The organism is Halomonas sp. ND22Bw, assembly GCF_003011945.1.
In the GTDB taxonomy this organism is placed as follows: Bacteria; Pseudomonadota; Gammaproteobacteria; order Pseudomonadales; family Halomonadaceae; genus Halomonas; species Halomonas halophila.
Window position 1 is genome coordinate 24,120 of record NZ_PXWD01000014.1, and the last position, 17,353, is coordinate 41,472.

The 17,353-nt window shown below is 69.9% G+C and carries 15 protein-coding genes and 1 riboswitch; of the genes, 10 read left to right on the forward strand and 5 right to left on the reverse strand.

From position 1 onward, the window contains the following. Positions 1–5 precede the first annotated feature (5 nt). The gene (ligB, locus tag CVH10_RS14840) at positions 6–1,718 is read right to left on the reverse strand and encodes an NAD-dependent DNA ligase LigB (protein WP_106489094.1); all 1,713 of its coding nucleotides are present in this window, start codon (positions 1,716–1,718) and stop codon (positions 6–8) included. Between the two features lie 95 nt (positions 1,719–1,813). Further along, positions 1,814–3,034, reverse strand: a complete 1,221-nt coding sequence (gene metK / locus CVH10_RS14845) for a methionine adenosyltransferase (RefSeq protein WP_035597170.1) — start codon at positions 3,032–3,034, stop codon at positions 1,814–1,816. Between the two features lie 328 nt (positions 3,035–3,362). On the opposite strand from metK, the gene tkt reads away from it, so the two are divergent. Both tkt and CVH10_RS14855 read left to right on the forward strand, forming a co-directional pair. After that, positions 3,363–5,369, forward strand: coding sequence for a transketolase (tkt, locus tag CVH10_RS14850; RefSeq protein WP_106489095.1), 2,007 nt, complete (start codon positions 3,363–3,365; stop codon positions 5,367–5,369). 121 nt (positions 5,370–5,490) lie between these two features. Beyond that, positions 5,491–5,673, forward strand: a riboswitch (FMN riboswitch). A gap of 102 nt (positions 5,674–5,775) precedes the next feature. After that, the gene (locus tag CVH10_RS14855; protein WP_106489096.1) at positions 5,776–6,258 is read left to right on the forward strand and encodes a 6,7-dimethyl-8-ribityllumazine synthase; all 483 of its coding nucleotides are present in this window, start codon (positions 5,776–5,778) and stop codon (positions 6,256–6,258) included. 91 nt (positions 6,259–6,349) lie between these two features. Here the strand turns inward: CVH10_RS14855 and CVH10_RS14860 are convergent, their stop codons facing one another. Then, the gene (locus CVH10_RS14860) at positions 6,350–7,402 is read right to left on the reverse strand and encodes a class I fructose-bisphosphate aldolase (protein ID WP_106489097.1); all 1,053 of its coding nucleotides are present in this window, start codon (positions 7,400–7,402) and stop codon (positions 6,350–6,352) included. A 162-nt stretch (positions 7,403–7,564) separates the two neighbouring features. Continuing rightward, positions 7,565–8,710 carry an alkene reductase gene (locus CVH10_RS14865; protein WP_106489098.1) on the reverse strand — a complete coding sequence of 382 codons (1,146 nt, stop codon included), beginning with the start codon at positions 8,708–8,710 and terminating at the stop codon, positions 7,565–7,567. Between the two features lie 96 nt (positions 8,711–8,806). Here CVH10_RS14865 and CVH10_RS14870 point away from each other — a divergent pair, with 96 nt between their 5' ends. The 7 genes from CVH10_RS14870 to CVH10_RS14900 all read left to right on the forward strand — a co-directional run bounded on the left by CVH10_RS14870 (position 8,807) and on the right by CVH10_RS14900 (position 14,774). Continuing rightward, positions 8,807–9,766: a LysR family transcriptional regulator gene (locus CVH10_RS14870; protein ID WP_035597178.1), complete on the forward strand. Its 960-nt coding sequence runs from the start codon at positions 8,807–8,809 to the stop codon at positions 9,764–9,766. A 30-nt stretch (positions 9,767–9,796) separates the two neighbouring features. Next, the gene (locus CVH10_RS14875) at positions 9,797–10,171 is read left to right on the forward strand and encodes a CidA/LrgA family protein (protein ID WP_035597223.1); all 375 of its coding nucleotides are present in this window, start codon (positions 9,797–9,799) and stop codon (positions 10,169–10,171) included. Further along, positions 10,168–10,890, forward strand: a complete 723-nt coding sequence (locus CVH10_RS14880) for an LrgB family protein (RefSeq protein WP_035597179.1) — start codon at positions 10,168–10,170, stop codon at positions 10,888–10,890. The genes CVH10_RS14875 and CVH10_RS14880 overlap by 4 nt, the downstream gene beginning before the upstream one ends. Positions 10,891–11,044: 154 nt before the next feature. Continuing rightward, complete coding sequence (locus CVH10_RS14885; RefSeq protein WP_035597182.1) at positions 11,045–12,079, forward strand: type I glyceraldehyde-3-phosphate dehydrogenase; 1,035 nt, start codon at positions 11,045–11,047, stop codon at positions 12,077–12,079. Positions 12,080–12,116: 37 nt separating this feature from the next. Continuing rightward, positions 12,117–13,280, forward strand: a complete 1,164-nt coding sequence (locus CVH10_RS14890; RefSeq protein WP_035597184.1) for a phosphoglycerate kinase — start codon at positions 12,117–12,119, stop codon at positions 13,278–13,280. 61 nt (positions 13,281–13,341) lie between these two features. Then, on the forward strand, positions 13,342–14,406 hold the full coding sequence (gene fba, locus CVH10_RS14895) for a class II fructose-bisphosphate aldolase (RefSeq protein WP_035597188.1): 1,065 nt from the start codon (positions 13,342–13,344) through the stop codon (positions 14,404–14,406). Positions 14,407–14,459: 53 nt separating this feature from the next. After that, positions 14,460–14,774, forward strand: coding sequence for a hypothetical protein (locus tag CVH10_RS14900; protein ID WP_106489099.1), 315 nt, complete (start codon positions 14,460–14,462; stop codon positions 14,772–14,774). Between the two features lie 9 nt (positions 14,775–14,783). Here CVH10_RS14900 and CVH10_RS14905 read toward each other — a convergent pair whose 3' ends face one another. Further along, positions 14,784–15,599: a helix-turn-helix transcriptional regulator gene (locus CVH10_RS14905; RefSeq protein ID WP_106489100.1), complete on the reverse strand. Its 816-nt coding sequence runs from the start codon at positions 15,597–15,599 to the stop codon at positions 14,784–14,786. Between the two features lie 163 nt (positions 15,600–15,762). Between CVH10_RS14905 and CVH10_RS14910 the strand changes: the two genes are divergently transcribed. Continuing rightward, a complete protein-coding gene (locus tag CVH10_RS14910) occupies positions 15,763–17,235 on the forward strand; it encodes a sodium:alanine symporter family protein (RefSeq protein WP_035597196.1) in 1,473 nt (490 codons plus the stop codon). Positions 17,236–17,353: the final 118 nt, after the last annotated feature.

Below are 17,353 nucleotides of genomic sequence, written 5' to 3' on the forward strand. Positions count from 1 at the left end.
GACAATCAACGCTGCGCGGGGAGGACACTCGCGGCGCCCGAGAAACCATCGATGCCGGCCGCCTCGAGCCGGGCCGCCAGCGTTCGTACCTGTGGGTCGGCGAAGAAGGCCGCGAGCGCCTCGGCCCGCACCGGCCCCACGCCGGGCAGGCCTCGCCAGTCGCTTTCGCGTCGAGACGACAGGGTCGTCCAGCCCGTGGTGTCCCCGACGTCCCAGCCGGGCGGCGGCCCGAGGGCCTCGAGCCAGGCGGCGAACGGCCGCCCCCGGGTCGCCGCGAAGCGCTCGGCCAGCCGCCGGGCGCGGACCTCGCCGATGCCGTCGGCGCGGGCGAGCGCGTCTTGCGACAGCGCCTGCCAGTCGAGCAGGCCCCTCACCAGGCCGGCTTCGACCAGGGCGCGCCAGGTGCCCGGCCCGAGCCCGGGAATGGCCAGCGCCGATCCGCCGGAGAGCCAGGCCAGCCGTTCGAGGAACTGGCCCTCGCAGCCCGGCGTCGGGTGCCAGCAGGAAAGCGGGCCATGGTCATCGGCGGACGGCGGCGAGAGATCGGGCCGCTCGACCGCCCGCCAGGCCACGCCGTCCAGCCGCGGGACCGTCAGCCCGGCCAGGGCCACGACCACGCGATCGCCGGGGCGAATATCGAGTGTCTCCCAGCGTTCGAGCGAGCCCGCCGACACCCGGCTCACGCGGCGTCCGTCGAGGGTGACCGGCACCAGGTGCAGCAGCGGCGTGATGCGCCCGGTGCGGCCGACGCGGAACTCGACGCCGCGCACCTCGGCCAGCGCCTCCCGGGGCGGATATTTCCAGGCCGCGGCCCAGTCCGGCGGCTCGGCTCGCCAACGCTCGCCGTCCGGCCGCCGGCCCTGCTTGAGCACCACGCCGTCGGTGGCGAAGGGCAGCGCACCGCGATAGTGCCGATCGCGCAGGCGCTTCACCTCCTCAAACGCCGCCGCGGGGCGGCTCCAGCGCGCCGTCTCGGGGAAGCCCATGGCGGCGAGGCCCTCGAGGCGCTCGTCCATGGCCGCCGGCCCGTCGGGCCAGGCCCACACGAACAGGCCGATCTCGCCGGCCGTGGTCGCATCGAGCCGCTCCCGGGCCAGCCAGCCCGCCACCTCGCTGCGCGCGCCCGCGCTTCCCGTCTCCGCCTGAACGTGGCCGTCGAGGCGCCGGTAGAGCTCGCCCTGCAGCACCACGCGGGCCGGGGGCGCGCCCGTCAGCCGCTCGGGCACCGCGGGCAAGCGCCGTACTTGCCGCGTCCAGTCCTGGCCGCTTTCGCCGTCGCCGCGGCTGATCGCCCGGGCCAGCCGGCCGTCCTCGTAGACCAGCGTCACCGCCACGCCATCCACCTTGGGCTGCAGCCAGGCATCGTCACGTCGCGCCAGCCAGGCGCGCACGGCGTCTGCATCCGCGAGCTTGGCAAGCCCGGTCTGGGCGACGGGATGGGCGAGCTCGCCGGCCGGGCCGGTGTCGGGTGCCGGCGCATCGGGGGCCTGCTCGGGAAAGCAGCGGCGCCAGGCGTCGAGACGCGCTCGGGCCTGATCATAGACGGCGTCGCTTACCGGCGAGCTACCGTCGCGGCGATAGGCGGCGTTCCAGGCGCTCAGGCGGTCGTGCAATGCGCTGAGCTCGCGCTCGACCCGGGGCGTCGACCAGCTCGGACAGTCGGCGAGCAGCGGCAACGACCACAGGCAGAGGAGAAGGAGGGAAAGACGGCGCGGCATGGCGGGCACTCCGGAGGGCCTGCCTCAACCCTAGCAAAGGGCCCCGCCCGGCGATGTGCCGAACGGGGCCCCGCGTCACCCGGAGGCGAGGTCGCTTACAGGCCGGCGGCGTCGCGCAGCGCCTGGGCGCGATCCGTCTTCTCCCAGGGGAAGGCGGTGAAGGTCTCGGTGTGCTCCTCGCCCTGGGTGTCGGTCCAGGTGTAGGAGGTCTCGAACGGCTCGCGGCCGAAGTGGCCGTAGGCCGCGGTCAGGCGATACATCGGGTGCAGCAGGTCGAGCATCTTGGTGATGGCGTTGGGCCGCAGGTCGAAGTGCTCGCGGACCAGCTCGATGATGCGCTCGTCGCTGATGCGGCCGGTACCGAAGGTGTTGACCGACACCGAGGTCGGCTCGGCCACGCCGATGGCGTAGGAGACCTGGATCTCGCAGCGCTCGGCGAGGCCCGCGGCGACGATGTTCTTGGCCACGTAGCGGCCGGCGTAGGCGGCGCTGCGGTCGACCTTGGACGGATCCTTGCCGGAGAAGGCGCCGCCGCCGTGGCGGGCCATGCCGCCGTAGGTGTCGACGATGATCTTGCGCCCGGTCAGGCCGCAGTCGCCCACCGGGCCGCCGATCACGAACTTGCCGGTCGGGTTGATGTGGTACTCGGTGGTCTCGGTCAGCCACTCGGCCGGGATCACCTGCTCGATGATCTCGCGCTTGACCATCTTGCGCAGGTCGTCCTGGTCGATCTCCGGGTCGTGCTGGGTGGAGAGCACCACGGCGTCGACGGCGCAGGGCTTGCCGTGCTCGTCGTAGCGGAAGGTCAGCTGGCTCTTGGCGTCCGGACGCAGCCACGGCAGCATGCCGTTGCGGCGCAGCTCGGCCTGGCGCTCCACCAGACGGTGCGAGTAGTGGATCGGCGCCGGCATGTAGGAGTCGGTCTCGTCGGTGGCGTAGCCGAACATCAGGCCCTGGTCACCGGCGCCCTGGTCCTCGGGCTTGCTGCGGTCGACGCCCTGGGCGATGTCGACGCTCTGCTTGCCGATCAGGTTGAGCACGCCGCAGGTCTCGCCGTCGAAGCCGACGTCGGAGGAGGTATAGCCGATGTCGAGGATCACGCGGCGCACCAGGTCCTCCAGGTCGACCCAGGCCGAAGTGGTGATCTCGCCGGCGACGATGGCCACGCCGGTCTTGACCATGGTCTCGCAGGCCACGCGGGCGTTGCGGTCGCGGGCGATGATGGCGTCGAGCACCGCGTCGGAGATCTGATCCGCGATCTTGTCCGGGTGCCCCTCGGAGACGGATTCGGAGGTAAACAGGGAGTATTCGCTCATGGCGTCCTCGGCCCTCAGGAAATGGGAGGAAGGCATCTGGCCCCAAGGCTCGGGCGGTGGCGTGGCGCCGAGGCCCGGGCGGACCGGCTGGGAGCGGATTTTACACGCTCGCCGCGGGGCTTCCTAGCGCCGCTCCGACGCCGGGGCCGCCAGGCGCGCACGCTGGCGCGGCGATTTGAAGGCCGCGGCCCATTCGGCGACAATGTTCGCCCTGATTCGTGCGTGCCGCCCCATTTCGCGGCACATTCCAGCCGAGATCCATGCCCGGCCACCCCCGACCGGGCTGCGTCATTGCTACTTATCTGCCGCAGGCGAGGAGCTGACCCCCATGCCGTCCCGTTTCGAACTGGCCAATGCCATTCGCGCCCTGTCCATGGACGCCGTCCAGAAGGCCAATTCCGGCCACCCCGGCGCCCCCATGGGCATGGCCGACATCGCCGAGGTGCTGTGGAACGACTACCTCCAGCACAACCCGGCCGACCCGCACTGGCCGGACCGCGACCGCTTCGTGCTGTCCAACGGCCACGGCTCCATGCTGCTCTATTCCCTGCTGCACCTCTCCGGCTACGAGCTCGGCCTGGAACAGCTGCAGAACTTCCGCCAGCTGCACGCCAAGACCGCCGGCCACCCGGAATACGGCTACGCGCCGGGCGTCGAGACCACCACCGGCCCGCTGGGCCAGGGCCTGGCCAACGCCGTGGGCATGGCGCTCGCCGAGCGCACCCTGGCGGCCCAGTTCAACCGCCCGGGCCACGAGATCGTCGACCACTACACCTACTGCTTCCTGGGTGACGGCTGCCTGATGGAAGGCGTCTCCCACGAGGTCAGCTCGCTGGCCGGCACCCAGCGGCTGGGCAAGCTGATCGCCTTCTACGACGACAACGGCATCTCCATCGACGGCGAGGTCGAGGGCTGGTTCACCGACGACACCGCCAAGCGCTTCGAGGCCTACGGCTGGCACGTGGTGCCCGCCGTCGATGGCCACAAGCCCGAGGAGATCAAGGCTGCCATCGAGCTGGCCCGCCAGCACGACGACAAGCCGAGCCTGATCGTCTGCAAGACCATCATCGGCTTCGGCGCCCCCAACAAGCAGGGCAAGGAAGAGTGCCACGGCGCCGCCCTGGGCGAGGACGAGGTCGCCGCGGCCCGTCAGCAGCTGGGCTGGCCCCACGCGCCCTTCCACGTGCCGGAAGACATCTACCAGGGCTGGGACGCCAACGAGGCCGGCAGCACCCGCCAGGCCGAGTGGCAGGCGCGCTTCGACCACTACGCCGAGGCCCACCCGGAGCTGGCCCGCGAGTTCCTGCGCCGCCAGAAGGGCGAGCTGCCCGCCGAGCTGACCAGCGAGGCGATGATCGCGCAGGCCCAGGAGAAGGGCGACTCGGTCGCCAGCCGCAAGGCCTCGCTGGCCTGCCTCAACGAGCTCGGCCCGCAGCTGCCCGAACTGCTCGGCGGCAGCGCCGACCTGGCGCCGTCCAACCTGACCTTCTGGAAGGGCGCCGAGGCGATCTCCGCCGAGGTGCCGGGCGGCAACTACCTGCACTACGGCGTGCGCGAGTTCGGCATGGGCGCGATCATGAACGGCCTGGCCCTGCACGGCGGCTTCGTGCCCTACGGCGCCACCTTCCTGATCTTCATGGAATACATGCGCAACGCCGTGCGCATGGCGGCGCTGATGGGCCAGCGCGCGGCCTACGTCTTCACCCACGACTCCATCGGCCTGGGCGAGGACGGCCCGACCCACCAGCCGGTCGAGCAGCTGACCAGCCTGCGCACCACGCCGAATCTCTCCACCTGGCGCCCCTGCGACGCCGTGGAGACCGCCGCGGCCTGGAACGCGGCCATCAAGCGTCAGGCCGGCCCGACCGCGCTGGTGCTGTCCCGCCAGGGCCTGCCGCACCAGCAGCGCGACACCCAGCAGCTGGCCGACATCCAGCGCGGCGGCTACGTGCTCAAGGACTGCGAGGGCACCCCGGAGCTGATCCTGATCGCCACCGGCTCCGAGGTCGGCCTGGCCATGGACGCCGCCGCCGTGCTCGCCGAACAGGGCCGCGCGGTGCGCGTGGTGTCGATGCCGTCCACCGACGTCTTCGACGCCCAGGACGCCGCCTACCGCCAGGCCGTGCTGCCGGCCGAAGTGGGCAACCGCATCGCCGTCGAGGCCGGTCATCGCGACTTCTGGTACAAGTACGTGGGTCTCGAGGGCCGCATCGTCGGCATGAGCACCTTCGGCGAGTCCGCCCCGGCCGGCGACCTGTTCAAACACTTCGGCTTCACCGTGGAAAACGTGGTGGGCGAGGCCGAGCAGCTGCTGGACGATGCCGACGACGACTGATCGCGACACTTTCTGCGACATCGAGAAGGCACGGCTCACGCCGTGCCTTTTTTTGTCGACGCCACGCCTTGGCGCGTCCCGCGCGAGCCCCTATGATGAGGCCTCGGCCATGTCTCATGGCCACTGTTCTCAGGGCGGGGTGAAAGTCCCCACCGGCGGTGATGGTCCCGTGCGCCTCGTTCGATACGAGCCTGCCAGCGACACGAGCCCGCGAGCGCCCGGCCGGCCAACACGGCCGCCGGGGTCAGCAGATTCGGTGAGATCCCGAAGCCGACGGTCACAGTCCGGATGAAAGAGAACGGCACCCCAGCCGGGAAGGCGCGGACGCGCGGTCGATGCCGCACGCCCCGTTTATCCGTCGACGGTTCCGCATGCCCTGATTCTGGTAGCTTTTTCGAGGAAGACCATGAATCAGTCGAAGTTCGAACACGCCTCCCGCATCGCCTTCATCCAGGCCAGCTGGCACAGCGACATCGTCGGCCAGGCCCGCGAGGCCTTCACCGCCACCCTCGCCGAGCAGCACGGCATCGCGGCCGACCGCATCGACGTCGTCAGCGTCGCCGGCGCCTACGAGATCCCGTTGCAGGCCAAGCTGCTGGCGAAAAGCGGCCGCTACGACGCCATCGTCGGCGCCGGCTTCGTGGTCGACGGCGGCATCTACCGCCACGACTTCGTCGCCCACGCGGTGATCGACGGCATGATGCGCGTCCAGCTGGACACCGAGGTGCCGGTGCTCTCGGTGGTGCTCACCCCGCACCACTTCCACGAGCACGCCACCCACACGGCCTTCTACCACGAGCACTTCGTGACCAAGGGCCGCGAGGCCGCCGATTCCTGCGCCATGACGCTCGCCAACCTGCGCGAGGCGCGCAAGCTGATCGACGCCTGAGGCGTTTCCGACGCCCCACCCGGCGAGGCGGCAACGAAAAAGGCACGGCTTATGCCGTGCCTTTTTTTCGTCGTGCCTCTCGCGCCCCGAATCAGGCCAGGGTGATGCTGTCGTCCAGGTAGACGTCCTGGATGGCATGGAGCAGCTCGACGCCCTCGGCCATCGACTTCTGGAAGGCCTTGCGGCCGGAGATCAGCCCCATGCCCCCGGCGCGCTTGTTGATCACCGCGGTGCGCACCGCCTGGGCCAGGTCGCTCTCGCCGCCCGCCGCACCGCCGGAGTTGATCAGCCCGGCGCGGCCCATGTAGCTGCTGGCCACCTGGTAGCGGGCCAGGTCGATGGGATGCTCGGAGGTCAGCTCGTCGTAGACCTTGGCGTGGGTGTGGCCGAAGCCGATGTCGCGATAGCCGGCGTTGGTCTCGGCCATCTTCTGCTTGACGATATCGGCCTTGAGGGTCGCCGCCAGGTGGATCGCCTGGCCGGTGAGGTCGGCGGCGGTATGGTAGTCCTGGCCCTCGTGCTTGAAGGCCGGGTTGCGCAGGTAGGCCCACAGCACCGTGACCATTCCCAGCTCGTGGGCGCGCTCGAAGGCCTGGCTGATCTCGCCGATCTGGCGGCGGCTCTCGGGCGAGCCGAAGTAGATGGTCGCCCCCACCGCCGCACAGCCCATCTCGAAGGCCTGCTCGACCTGGGCGAACAGCGTCTGGTCGTAGACCGCCGGATAGGTCAGCGTCTCGTTGTGGTTGAGCTTGAGCAGCATCGGGATCTTGTGCGCGTACTGCCGCGCCACCGAGGACAGCCCGCCCAGGGTCGAGGCCACGGCGTTGCAGCCGCCTTCGATGGCCAGCTCGACGATGTTGGCCGGGTCGAAGTAGAGCGGGTTGGGCGCGAAGGACGCCCCGGCGGAGTGCTCGATGCCCTGATCCACCGGCAGGATACTCAGGTAGCCGGTGCCGCCGAGCCGACCGTGATCGAACAGCGCCTGCATGTTGCGCAGCACGTGGGGCCGGCGGTCGCTGTGGGCCATCACCCGGTCGACGAAGTCCGGGCCCGGCGCGTGAATCGACGCCGCCGGAATGCCCCGGCACTGGTGGGTCAGCAGGCTTTCCGTTTCGCTGCCGAGCAACTGCGCTATATCGGTCATCGCACCCTCTCTCCTGATGATTGACGGACGGTTCCCCTAGCCTAGAGCAAGCGCCGGCCGTCGACAGCCCACCCACGCGACGAAAACGGCGTCGTCTTCGCTCCCCCGAACCCGACTTGTCGGCGCCTCCCGCCAGCGCCTGGCGCGAGACGGCGACGGGTCTCACGATGCCATCGGCGATGCCTCGTAGGTCGGATAGTCGATGTAGCCGACGTCCGTGCCGCCGTACATGGTCGCCGGGTCGACCTCGTTCAGCGGCCATCCCCGGCGCAGGCGCGCCGGCAGGTCGGGATTGGCGATGAAGGGCCGGCCGAAGGCGAACAGGTCGCCATGGCCCTGCTCCCGCATCCATGTCGCCTTCTCCGGCGTGTAGCGGCCGGCGTAGAGCAGGCGGCCGGAAAAGGCGGCCCGCGCCTCGCGGTAGAAGGCGTGCGGCAGATCCGGCGCCCTGTCCCAGTCCGCCTCGGCGATGGAGACATAGGCCACGCCGGCCTGCTCCAGCCGCTCGAGGGCCGCGATATAGGTGGCCTGCGGATCGCCCTCGACCAGCCCCAGATAGACGCGATCCTCGTCGGTGCTCTCGAACAGCGGCGAGAAGCGCACGCCCAGGCGCTCGGCGCCGACCACGCCGGCCACCGCCTCGACGATCTCTTCCAGGAAGCGCAGGCGATTGGCCAGGCTGCCGCCGTAGCGGTCGGTGCGGACGTTGGTGTGCTCGGAGATGAACTGGTTCACCAGATAGCCGTTGGCACAGTGCAGCTCGACGCCGTCGAAGCCGGCCGCCATGGCGTTGCGCGCCGCCTGGGCGTAGAGCTCGATGAGCTCCTCCACCTCCGCCGTGGTGAGCGCCCGGGGCTCGCTCGGCTCGGTCAGCTCGCCCTCGCCCGGCCCGGTCTCGACGAACACCTTGACCGCCTCGGCGCGGATCGCCGAGGGCGCGATCGGGGCCTCGCCTCCCGGCTGCAGCGAGCGATGCGACACCCGCCCGACGTGCCACAGCTGGCAGAAGATCACGCCGCCCTCGGCGTGCACGGCGTCGGTCACCGCCTTCCAGCCCTCGATCTGCGCCTGCGAGTGAATGCCCGGCGTCCAGGCATAGCCCTGGCCGCGCGGCTCGATCTGGGTGCCCTCGGTGATCATGAAGCCGGCCCCGGCGCGCTGGGCGTAGTAGCGCGCCATCCAGTCGTTCGGCACGTTGCCGGGCTGGCTGCTGCGCGAGCGCGTCAGCGGCGGCATCACGATGCGGTTCGGCAGGGTAAAGGGGCCCAGGCGGACCGCCTCGAACAGTGGGGCGTGCTGCGTATCCATTCCAACCTCCTGGTGTCTGGCGACTCGATTCGGGTTGGGAGCTTAGGGACGCGCGGATACCATTAGAAACAAGGGTTTCTTGTAAAGGCTACCAACATGAATGGTATCAACCGCCTCGACGTGAAGCAGATGCGGGTGCTCGAGGCGCTGCTGCGCGAGCGCAACCTGTCCCGGGTCGCCGCCGACATGGGGCTGACCCAGCAGGCCATCAGCGAACAGTTGCGCAAGCTGCGGGCGCTGTTCGACGACCGGCTGTTCCTGCGCCAGGGCAACGCCATGACCGCCACGCCGCTGGCCCTCGAGCTGGGCGAGAAGGTCAGCCGGATCCTGCGCGACATCGATGCCCTGCTGACGCCCGCCGACTTCACGCCGGCGACCTACGAGGGCGTGGTGACGATCAGCGCCACCGACTACGCCAGCCAGGCGATCCTGCCCGACTTCCTGCGCCGGGTGCGGCACCAGGCGCCCTCGCTGAGACTGATCGTGAAGAACGTCCGCGCCGACCAGGTCGAGCGCCAGCTGATGACCGGCGAGCTGGATCTGGCGCTGTCGTTTCCGGACTTCCTGCCACCCGGCCTGCCCTATCTCACGCTGTTCGAGGATCGCCACATCTGCGTGGCCAGCCCCTGCTCGCCGCTGCACGGACGGACCCTCGACATCGCCGAGATCGCGGCGCTGCCGCAGCTGGTGATCTCGCCCTCGCGGGCGGACCTCAAGGGCTCCCACGACCAGTGGTTTGCCCGTCAGGGGCTCGAGCGCCACATCGTGATGTCGGTGCCGAGCTTCAAGGCGGCGCCGGACGTCCTCTACACCACCGACCTGATCGCCTTCTATCCGGCCAGGCTGCTGCCCAATCCCAAGGTGGCGCCGCTCGAGGTCGACTTCGCCACGCCGACCTTCGAAGTGGCGGTGGCCTGGCACCCGCGCACCCGGAACAGCGCCATCCACCGCTGGATGATCGCGCTATTGAGCCACCCGATGCCCGATGCCGACGCACAGGCCGCCGGCGAACGCTCGGCGGATTTCCCCCCGCCGCTCTGGCATGATGACGCCTGAGAGGAACAATCCGTCAGGGAGGACGAGGTGATCGCAGTACTGCGCGGGTTTCTGTGGCTCACGGGGGTGTGGCTGGCCGGCGAGACGCTGGTGGTGCTGCTCGACCTGCCGGTCTCGGCCGGGGTGGTGGGCATGCTGCTGATGACTATCCTGCTGATGCTGCGCATCGGCCGGCTCGATGACATCGCCGCCGCCGGCCAGCCGCTGATCGGCCTGCTGGCGATGCTGATCATGCCCGGCGTGGTGGGGGTGTTCTTCGTCGCGGACGACTTCGCCGGCCAGTGGCTGGCCGTCGCGGTGGCGCTGGTGGTCGGCACCCTGGCCAGCGTGCTGACCACCCTGCTGCTGATGCGCCGCTGCATGCCCGCCGAGCCCGACGCGGACGCGCCGGAGTCCCGCTCATGAACGACGCCCTGGTGGCGGTGCGCGAAGCGCTGCTGGCCACTCCGCTGTCGGCCATCGCCCTGACGCTGGCCGCCTATCTCGCCGCCCTGTGGGCCGTCGAGCGCCTGGGGCGCCCCGGCTGGTGCCCGGCGGTGCTGCTGGCCGCGCTGCTGGTCGCCGCCACGCTGTGGGGGCTGTCCATCGACGTCGCCGACTACCGGCGCGGCGCCGACTGGCTGATGCTGCTGCTCGGCCCGGCCACGGTAGCGCTCGGGGTGCCCCTCTACCAGCAGCTGCCCCACATCCGCAGACTGTGGAAGCCGCTGGCGCTGAGCCTGCCCCCGGCGGCGGCCCTGGCCTCGTGCTATTCGCTGGCGCTGGCCTGGGCGCTGGGCGCCAGCCCCGAGGTGCTGGCCTCGCTGGCCCCCAAGTCGGTGACCGCGCCGATCGCGCTCGGCATCGTCGAGGAACTCGGCGGCTCGGTGCCGCTGCTGATGGGCGGGCTGCTGCTCACCGGGGTGATGGCGACCCTGGCGGTCAGCCTGCTGGCCCCGGCGCTGGGCATTCGCGACCATCGTATCCTCGGCTTCGCCCTGGGGGTCAACGGCCATGCCATCGGCACCGTGCGCGCCTTCGAGATGAGCCCCGCCGCCGGTGCCTTCGCCTCGCTGGGGATGAGCCTGACCGGCATCCTCACCGCCCTGTGCCTGCCGCTGGCCTGGCGGCTGCTGGGCCTCTAGACGCCACCGCCGCCAGCGGGCGACTTTCGTCGCACACGGCAGCATGAGCGGCGCCGACGCGCATGCCTCGGCCGCCCCGACCGGCGACGCCGATCGCGAAATAGGCTAGAATCGCCGCCTCTCGCCCACCGGATTCGGGAGCCCAGGACAGGCCATGGCCCTACGCATCGCCATCAACGGTTACGGCCGCATCGGCCAGTGCGTGCTGCGCGCGCTCGTCGAGCGCGACATGCCGGAACTCGAGGTAGTGGCCCTCAACGAGCTGTCCGGGCTCGACACCATCGCCTACCTGACCCGCTTCGACACCACCCACGGTCGCTTCCCCGGCAGCGTGGAAGTCGACGGCGAACACCTGGTGATCGACGACCGTCCGATCCGGGTGCTCTCCGAGGCCGACCCGGCCGCCCTGCCCTGGGCCGAGCTCGGGATCGACCTGGTGCTGGAATGCTCCGGCAGCTTCAAGGAGCGCGATGTCGCCGAGGCCCACCTGGCCGCCGGCGCCGCGCGCCTGCTGTTCTCCCAGCCCGCCGAGAGCGACGTCGACGCCACCATCGTCAGCGGCATCAACGACGCCGACCTGACGCCCGAGTGCCGGGTGATCTCCGCCGCCTCCTGCACCACCAACTGCCTGGTGCCGGTGTTGACGGTGCTCGACGAGGCGCTGGGCCTCGACCACGGCGTCACCACCACCATTCACTCGGCGATGAACGACCAGCCGGTGATCGACGCCTATCACCAGACCGACCTGCGCCTGACGCGCTCGGCGATGCACTCCATCGTGCCGGTGGACACCGGCCTTGCGCGCGGCATCAACCGCCTGATGCCGCACCTGGCCGACCGCTTCGAGTGCCTGCACGTGCGGGTGCCGACCATCAACGTCTCGGCCATGGATCTGGCGCTCTCGGTGCGCACCGACACCGACGCCGAGACGGTCAACGCCCTGCTGCGCGAGGCCAGCGCCCGGCGGCTCGCCGGGCTGCTCGGCTACACCGAAACGCCCATGGCCTCGGTCGACTTCAACCACGATCCGCGCTCCGGTATCGTGGACGCCACCCAGACCCGGGTGGCCGGCGGCCGCCTGATCAAGATGCTGTGCTGGTTCGACAACGAGTGGGGCTTCGCCAATCGCATGCTCGACGTTGCCGGCCGCATCGCGCGACTGGGCCCGGTGCCACCCTCCGATGCCTGAGACCCCTTCGGCTTTCCCAGACGAGGAATCTGCTTCCATGAACGTGCGCAAGATGACCGACCTCGACCTCGACGGCCAGCGAGTGCTGATCCGCGAGGACCTGAACGTGCCCGTCAAGAACGGCCAGGTGACCAGCGACGCCCGCCTGCGGGCCGCCCTGCCGACCATCCAGGCGGCGCTCGAGGCCGGCGGCAAGGTGATGCTGATGAGCCACCTGGGCCGCCCCACCGAGGGCGAGCCGGCCGAGGAGTTCTCGCTGGCGCCGGTGGCCGAGCATCTGGCCGGCCTGCTCGGGCGCCCGGTGCGCCTGGTCGAGGACTATCTGGAGACGGCGCCCGCCTTCGAGGCCGGCGAGGTCGTGCTGCTGGAGAACGTGCGCTTCAACCAGGGCGAGAAGAAGGACGACGAGGCGCTTTCCCGGGCCTACGCCGCGCTGTGCGATGTCTACGTGATGGACGCCTTCGGCACCGCCCACCGCGCCCAGGCCTCGACCCACGGCGTGGCGCGCTTCGCTCCCGCCGCCTGCGCCGGCCCGCTGCTGGCCCAGGAGCTCGAGGCGCTGGAGAAGGCGCTGGCCACGCCCAAGCGTCCGATGACCGCCATCGTCGGCGGCTCCAAGGTCTCCACCAAGCTCGAGGTGCTCAACGCGCTGTCCGAGAAGTGCGACCGCATCATCGTCGGCGGCGGCATCGCCAACACCTTCATCGCCGCGGCCGGCTACAACGTCGGCAAGTCGCTGCACGAGGCCGACCTGGTCGAGGCCGCCAAGGCGCTGATGGACAAGGTCGAGATTCCGCTGCCCAGCGACGTGGTGGTGGCCACCGAGTTCTCCGAGCAGGCCTCCGCCGTGACCAAGCCGGTCGACCAGGTGAATGATGACGAGATGATCCTCGACATCGGCCCGGACACCGCCGCCAAACTCGGCGAGCAGCTCAAGGCCGCCGGCACCATCCTCTGGAACGGCCCGGTCGGCGTGTTCGAGATCGACCAGTTCGGCCACGGCACCGAGGCGCTGTCCTACGCCATCGCCGAGAGCGACGGTTTCTCCATCGCCGGCGGCGGCGACACCCTGGCGGCCATCGACAAGTACGGCATCGCCGAGCGGGTCTCCTACATCTCCACCGGCGGCGGCGCCTTCCTCGAATACGTCGAGGGCAAGGTGCTGCCGGCGGTCGCGGCCCTCGAAGCCGCCGCAAAATAAACCATCATTACTGCGATGCAGGCGGCGCAGCCCGCCGCCTCACACGACAAAGGGTGACTTCATGGCACTGATCAGCATGCGCCAGATGCTGGACCACGCCGCCGAGCACGGCTACGGCATCCCGGCGTTCAACGTCAACAACCTCGAGCAGATGCGCGCCATCATGGAAGCCGCCGACGAGACCGATTCCCCGGTGATCGTCCAGGCCTCCGCCGGCGCCCGCAAGTATGCCGGAGCGCCCTTCCTGCGCCACCTGATCCTGGCCGCCGTCGAGGAATTCCCACACATCCCGGTGGTCATGCACCAGGACCACGGCACCAGCCCCGCGGTGTGTCAGCGCTCCATCCAGCTGGGCTTCTCCTCGGTGATGATGGACGGCTCGCTGGGCACCGACGGCAAGACCCCGACCAGCTACGACTACAACGTCGACGTCACCCGTCGCACCGTCGAGATGGCCCACGCCTGCGGCGTCTCCGTCGAGGGTGAGCTGGGCTGCCTGGGTAGCCTGGAAACCGGCATGGCCGGCGAGGAAGACGGCGTCGGCGCCGAGGGCAAGCTCGATCACGACCAGCTGCTGACCGACCCGGAAGAGGCCGCCGAGTTCGTCAAGGCCACCCACGTGGACGCCCTGGCGATCGCCATCGGCACCAGCCACGGCGCCTACAAGTTCACCCAGCCGCCCACCGGCGACACCCTCTCCATCCAGCGCATCAAGGAGATCCACGCCCGCATCCCCGAGACCCACCTGGTGATGCACGGCTCCTCCTCCGTGCCGCAGGAGTGGCTCGAGGTGATCAACGAGTTCGGCGGCGCCATCCCCGAGACCTACGGCGTGCCGGTCGAGGAGATCGTCGAGGGCATCAAGCACGGCGTGCGCAAGGTCAACATCGACACCGACCTGCGCCTGGCCTCCACCGGCGCGGTGCGTCGCTTCCTGGCCGAGCACCCGGCCGAGTTCGACCCGCGCAAGTTCCTCAAGGTCAGCACCGCGGCCATGAAGGAAGTCTGCAAGGCCCGCTACGAGGCCTTCGGCACCGCCGGCCAGGCCAGCAAGATCAAGCCGATCAACCTGGAAGAGATGTTCCTGCGCTACGAGCGCGGCGAACTGGACCCGCGCGTCAAGTAAGCGTCCCCGCCCCGCCGGCCCCCCGTGCCGGCGGGCATCATGCGAGCCCCGCCATGCACAATCTGTGGATTCCCGTGGTCGCCATCCTGCTCGTGGCCGGCCTGATCTTCGGCGGCCAGTGGATGGCCGACAACGACCGCGACGACGCGATCGCCGCCCGTATCACCGAACGCCTCGACGACGCCCAGGCCGACGTCGAGATCGAGCGCCTGCTCGAGGTGAACAAGGGCTACGGCCTGTGCGGCGACGCCGTGCGCGCCGACCGCCCCGCCCTGCCGTTCTACTACAACACCGTCACCGAGCAGCTGGCACTGGGCGCCGACGCCCCGGCCTACCGCGAGAACTGCGGCCGCCACGCCGCGCCCTGACGTGCCTGCCTAGAGATAGCGCGCCCGGAAATGCCACTCTCCGGGGCCGATGTCGTTGTGGATCGCCGCCACGATATCGGGATCGAGGGTCGGGTCGTCCAGATCGTAGAGGCCGCACTGCGCCAGCGCCTGGCGCGGGCTGACCGTGTCGGCGATGCGCTCGTAGACCACCCGCACGCCGCAGGGCATGCGCTCGCTGCTGTCGGCCACGCCCAGCTTGAGCCCGGTGAGTCGTGCGACGTGACTCTTGAAGCTGGGGAAGAGGATGGTCTGGGTCATCTCGTGGCCGTTGAGCGACTCGTGGTCGGCCAGGAACAGGCGGTCGGTCAGCAGCAGCGCCACGCCCTGATAGCGGTTGTGCCAGTGGCGGCCGCCGGCACGGGGCGGCATGCGCTCGGTGCGCTGGTAGAGCACGTCCTCACCGCGCCGCTCGAGGCAGACCAGGGTGCACAGCACCTGCCCGGGCCGCGACATGGCCAGGTAATACTCGTGGTAGCAGCCGAGATAGCTCGACATGCCCTGACGCCCCTGCTCGAGCAGCGCGGCGGGCAGCCCCAGCGACGGCGCCCGCTCGGGCGACTCGCCGTCCGGCGTCGGGTGCAGTCGCACCAGCGAGCGGAATTCCTCATGGGGCAGCAGGATCTCGTGCACCTCGACGCCGAAGAAGTCGCAGATGCGGCGCATGGTGTTGCTGGCGGGCTTGTAGCGGCCGCTGAGATAGCGGTTGAACTGGGCCCGATTGATGTCGAGCCGGCGGCAGACCTCGGCGATGGAGCGGTAGTAGCTGCACAGCAGCCGGAGGTTGGCCGCGAAGTCGTCATGCATGTCGGTGGGTTCCTGTCGGGCGCTCGCCCCAAGATGGTGCACCCTGGTGCACTGGGTGCGGCGCATGGTGCGCCAGGCTGCACCATAGCGTCAAATCACAGCGTGACCGCGGCCTGCTTAAATCCCCCGCACCGCGAATAACGCCAAGATGGAGATGAATGGAATGTTGGCTTTCCTCAACGACCTGCTATGGGGCAAGGTCCTGATCGTACTGCTGATCGCCGTGGGCATCGGCTTCACCGTCGCCTCGCGCTTCGTGCAGTTCCGCTACTTCGGCCGCATGTTCCGCATCCTGGGCGCCAGCCAGGCCTTCAAGAAGGACAAGCACGGCCACCTGAGTTCCTTCCAGGCGCTGGTGCTGTCGGTGGCCGGCCGGGTCGGCGGCGGCAACATCGCCGGCGTCGCCGTGGCCATCACCCTCGGCGGCCCCGGCGCCGTGTTCTGGATGTGGGTCGTCGGCCTGATGGGCATGGCCACCAGCTTCCTCGAGTGCACCCTGGCGCAGACCTACAAGACCGCCGAAGGCGACGGCACCTATCGCGGTGGCCCGGCCTACTACATCTCCCGTGGCCTCGGCCGCCACTGGAACTGGCTGGCCGGCGTCTACTCGGCGCTGCTGCTGGTGACCTTCGGCTTCGCCTTCACCGCCCTGCAGTCCTATTCCGTGGCCACCTCCTTCGGCGACGCCTTCGGCGTGCCGGTGCTCTACAGCGGTCTCGGCCTGGCGCTGCTCGTTGGCCTGATCATCTTCGGCGGCATCAAGCGCATCGCCCGCATCTCCGAGTTCCTGGTGCCGATCATGGCCGGCGGCTATCTGCTGATCGCGCTGGTGGTGCTGGCCCTGAACATCACCCAGATTCCGGACGTCATCGCGCTGATCGTGAAGAGCGCCTTCGGTCTCGAGCCGGCCATCGGCGGCGGCATCGGCGCGGCCATCATGATGGGCCTCAAGCGCGGCCTGTTCTCCAACGAGGCCGGCCTCGGCAGCGCGCCCAACGTGGCGGCCGTGGCCTACGTGCCGCACCCGGCCAACCAGGGCATCGTGCAGGCCTTCTCGGTGTTCATCGACACCGTGATCATCTGCTCCGCCACCGCCTTCGTGATCCTGCTCAGCGGCGTCTATGAAGCGGGCGCCGGCGTCGACGTCGCCGGCATCGCCCTGACCCAGGCCGCCCTGGCCGACCACGTCGGCGAATGGGGCCGCACCTTCGTCAGCATCGCGCTGCTGCTGTTCGCCTTCAGCACCATCCTCTACAACTACTATCTGGGCGAGAACAGCCTGAACTTCTTCAGCCGCCGCAATCAGGGCCTGTTCAATGCCTTCCGCGTGACCATCGTGCTGCTGGTCTGCTGGGGCGCCACCACCGACCTGGGCACCGCGTTCGGCTTCGCCGACGTGACCATGGGCCTGCTGGCGGTGGCCAACCTGATCGCCCTGATCATGCTGTTCAAGCCGGGCCTGCGCATCCTGCGGGACTTCGACGGCCAGATGCGCGCCGGCGTGGAGCAACCGGTCTTCAACGCCAAGGATCACCCGGATCTGGACCTGGATCCCAAGGCCTGGGAGCTCGAACCCGAGGACCTCGAGCGCGCCCATCAGGCACTGGGCAACGCCCCGGCCCGCAACCGCGGCTGATCCACGCCGCGATTCACCGCCCCACGCCCTCGGCCCCGCTCATGCGGGGCCGAGGCGTTTCAAGGCGCTCGATCCCCTCGGCGCCTTGACGCGACACCCGGCTTCGCGCTGGACTGGC

Bases quoted from the DNA above. Each gene is read 5' to 3' on its own strand.
- ligB (WP_106489094.1), bottom strand. From the start codon at position 1,718: ATGCCGCGCCGTCTTTCCCTCCTTCTCCTCTGCCTGTGGTCGTTGCCG.
- CVH10_RS14880 (WP_035597179.1), top strand. From the start codon at position 10,168: ATGAACGACGCCCTGGTGGCGGTGCGCGAAGCGCTGCTGGCCACTCCG.
- CVH10_RS14870 (WP_035597178.1), top strand. From the start codon at position 8,807: ATGAATGGTATCAACCGCCTCGACGTGAAGCAGATGCGGGTGCTCGAG.
- CVH10_RS14910 (WP_035597196.1), top strand. From the start codon at position 15,763: ATGTTGGCTTTCCTCAACGACCTGCTATGGGGCAAGGTCCTGATCGTA.
- tkt (WP_106489095.1), top strand. From the start codon at position 3,363: ATGCCGTCCCGTTTCGAACTGGCCAATGCCATTCGCGCCCTGTCCATG.
- metK (WP_035597170.1), bottom strand. From the start codon at position 3,034: ATGAGCGAATACTCCCTGTTTACCTCCGAATCCGTCTCCGAGGGGCAC.
- CVH10_RS14890 (WP_035597184.1), top strand. From the start codon at position 12,117: ATGAACGTGCGCAAGATGACCGACCTCGACCTCGACGGCCAGCGAGTG.
- CVH10_RS14885 (WP_035597182.1), top strand. From the start codon at position 11,045: ATGGCCCTACGCATCGCCATCAACGGTTACGGCCGCATCGGCCAGTGC.
- CVH10_RS14865 (WP_106489098.1), bottom strand. From the start codon at position 8,710: ATGGATACGCAGCACGCCCCACTGTTCGAGGCGGTCCGCCTGGGCCCC.
- fba (WP_035597188.1), top strand. From the start codon at position 13,342: ATGGCACTGATCAGCATGCGCCAGATGCTGGACCACGCCGCCGAGCAC.
- CVH10_RS14860 (WP_106489097.1), bottom strand. From the start codon at position 7,402: ATGACCGATATAGCGCAGTTGCTCGGCAGCGAAACGGAAAGCCTGCTG.
- CVH10_RS14855 (WP_106489096.1), top strand. From the start codon at position 5,776: ATGAATCAGTCGAAGTTCGAACACGCCTCCCGCATCGCCTTCATCCAG.
- CVH10_RS14905 (WP_106489100.1), bottom strand. From the start codon at position 15,599: ATGCATGACGACTTCGCGGCCAACCTCCGGCTGCTGTGCAGCTACTAC.
- CVH10_RS14900 (WP_106489099.1), top strand. From the start codon at position 14,460: ATGCACAATCTGTGGATTCCCGTGGTCGCCATCCTGCTCGTGGCCGGC.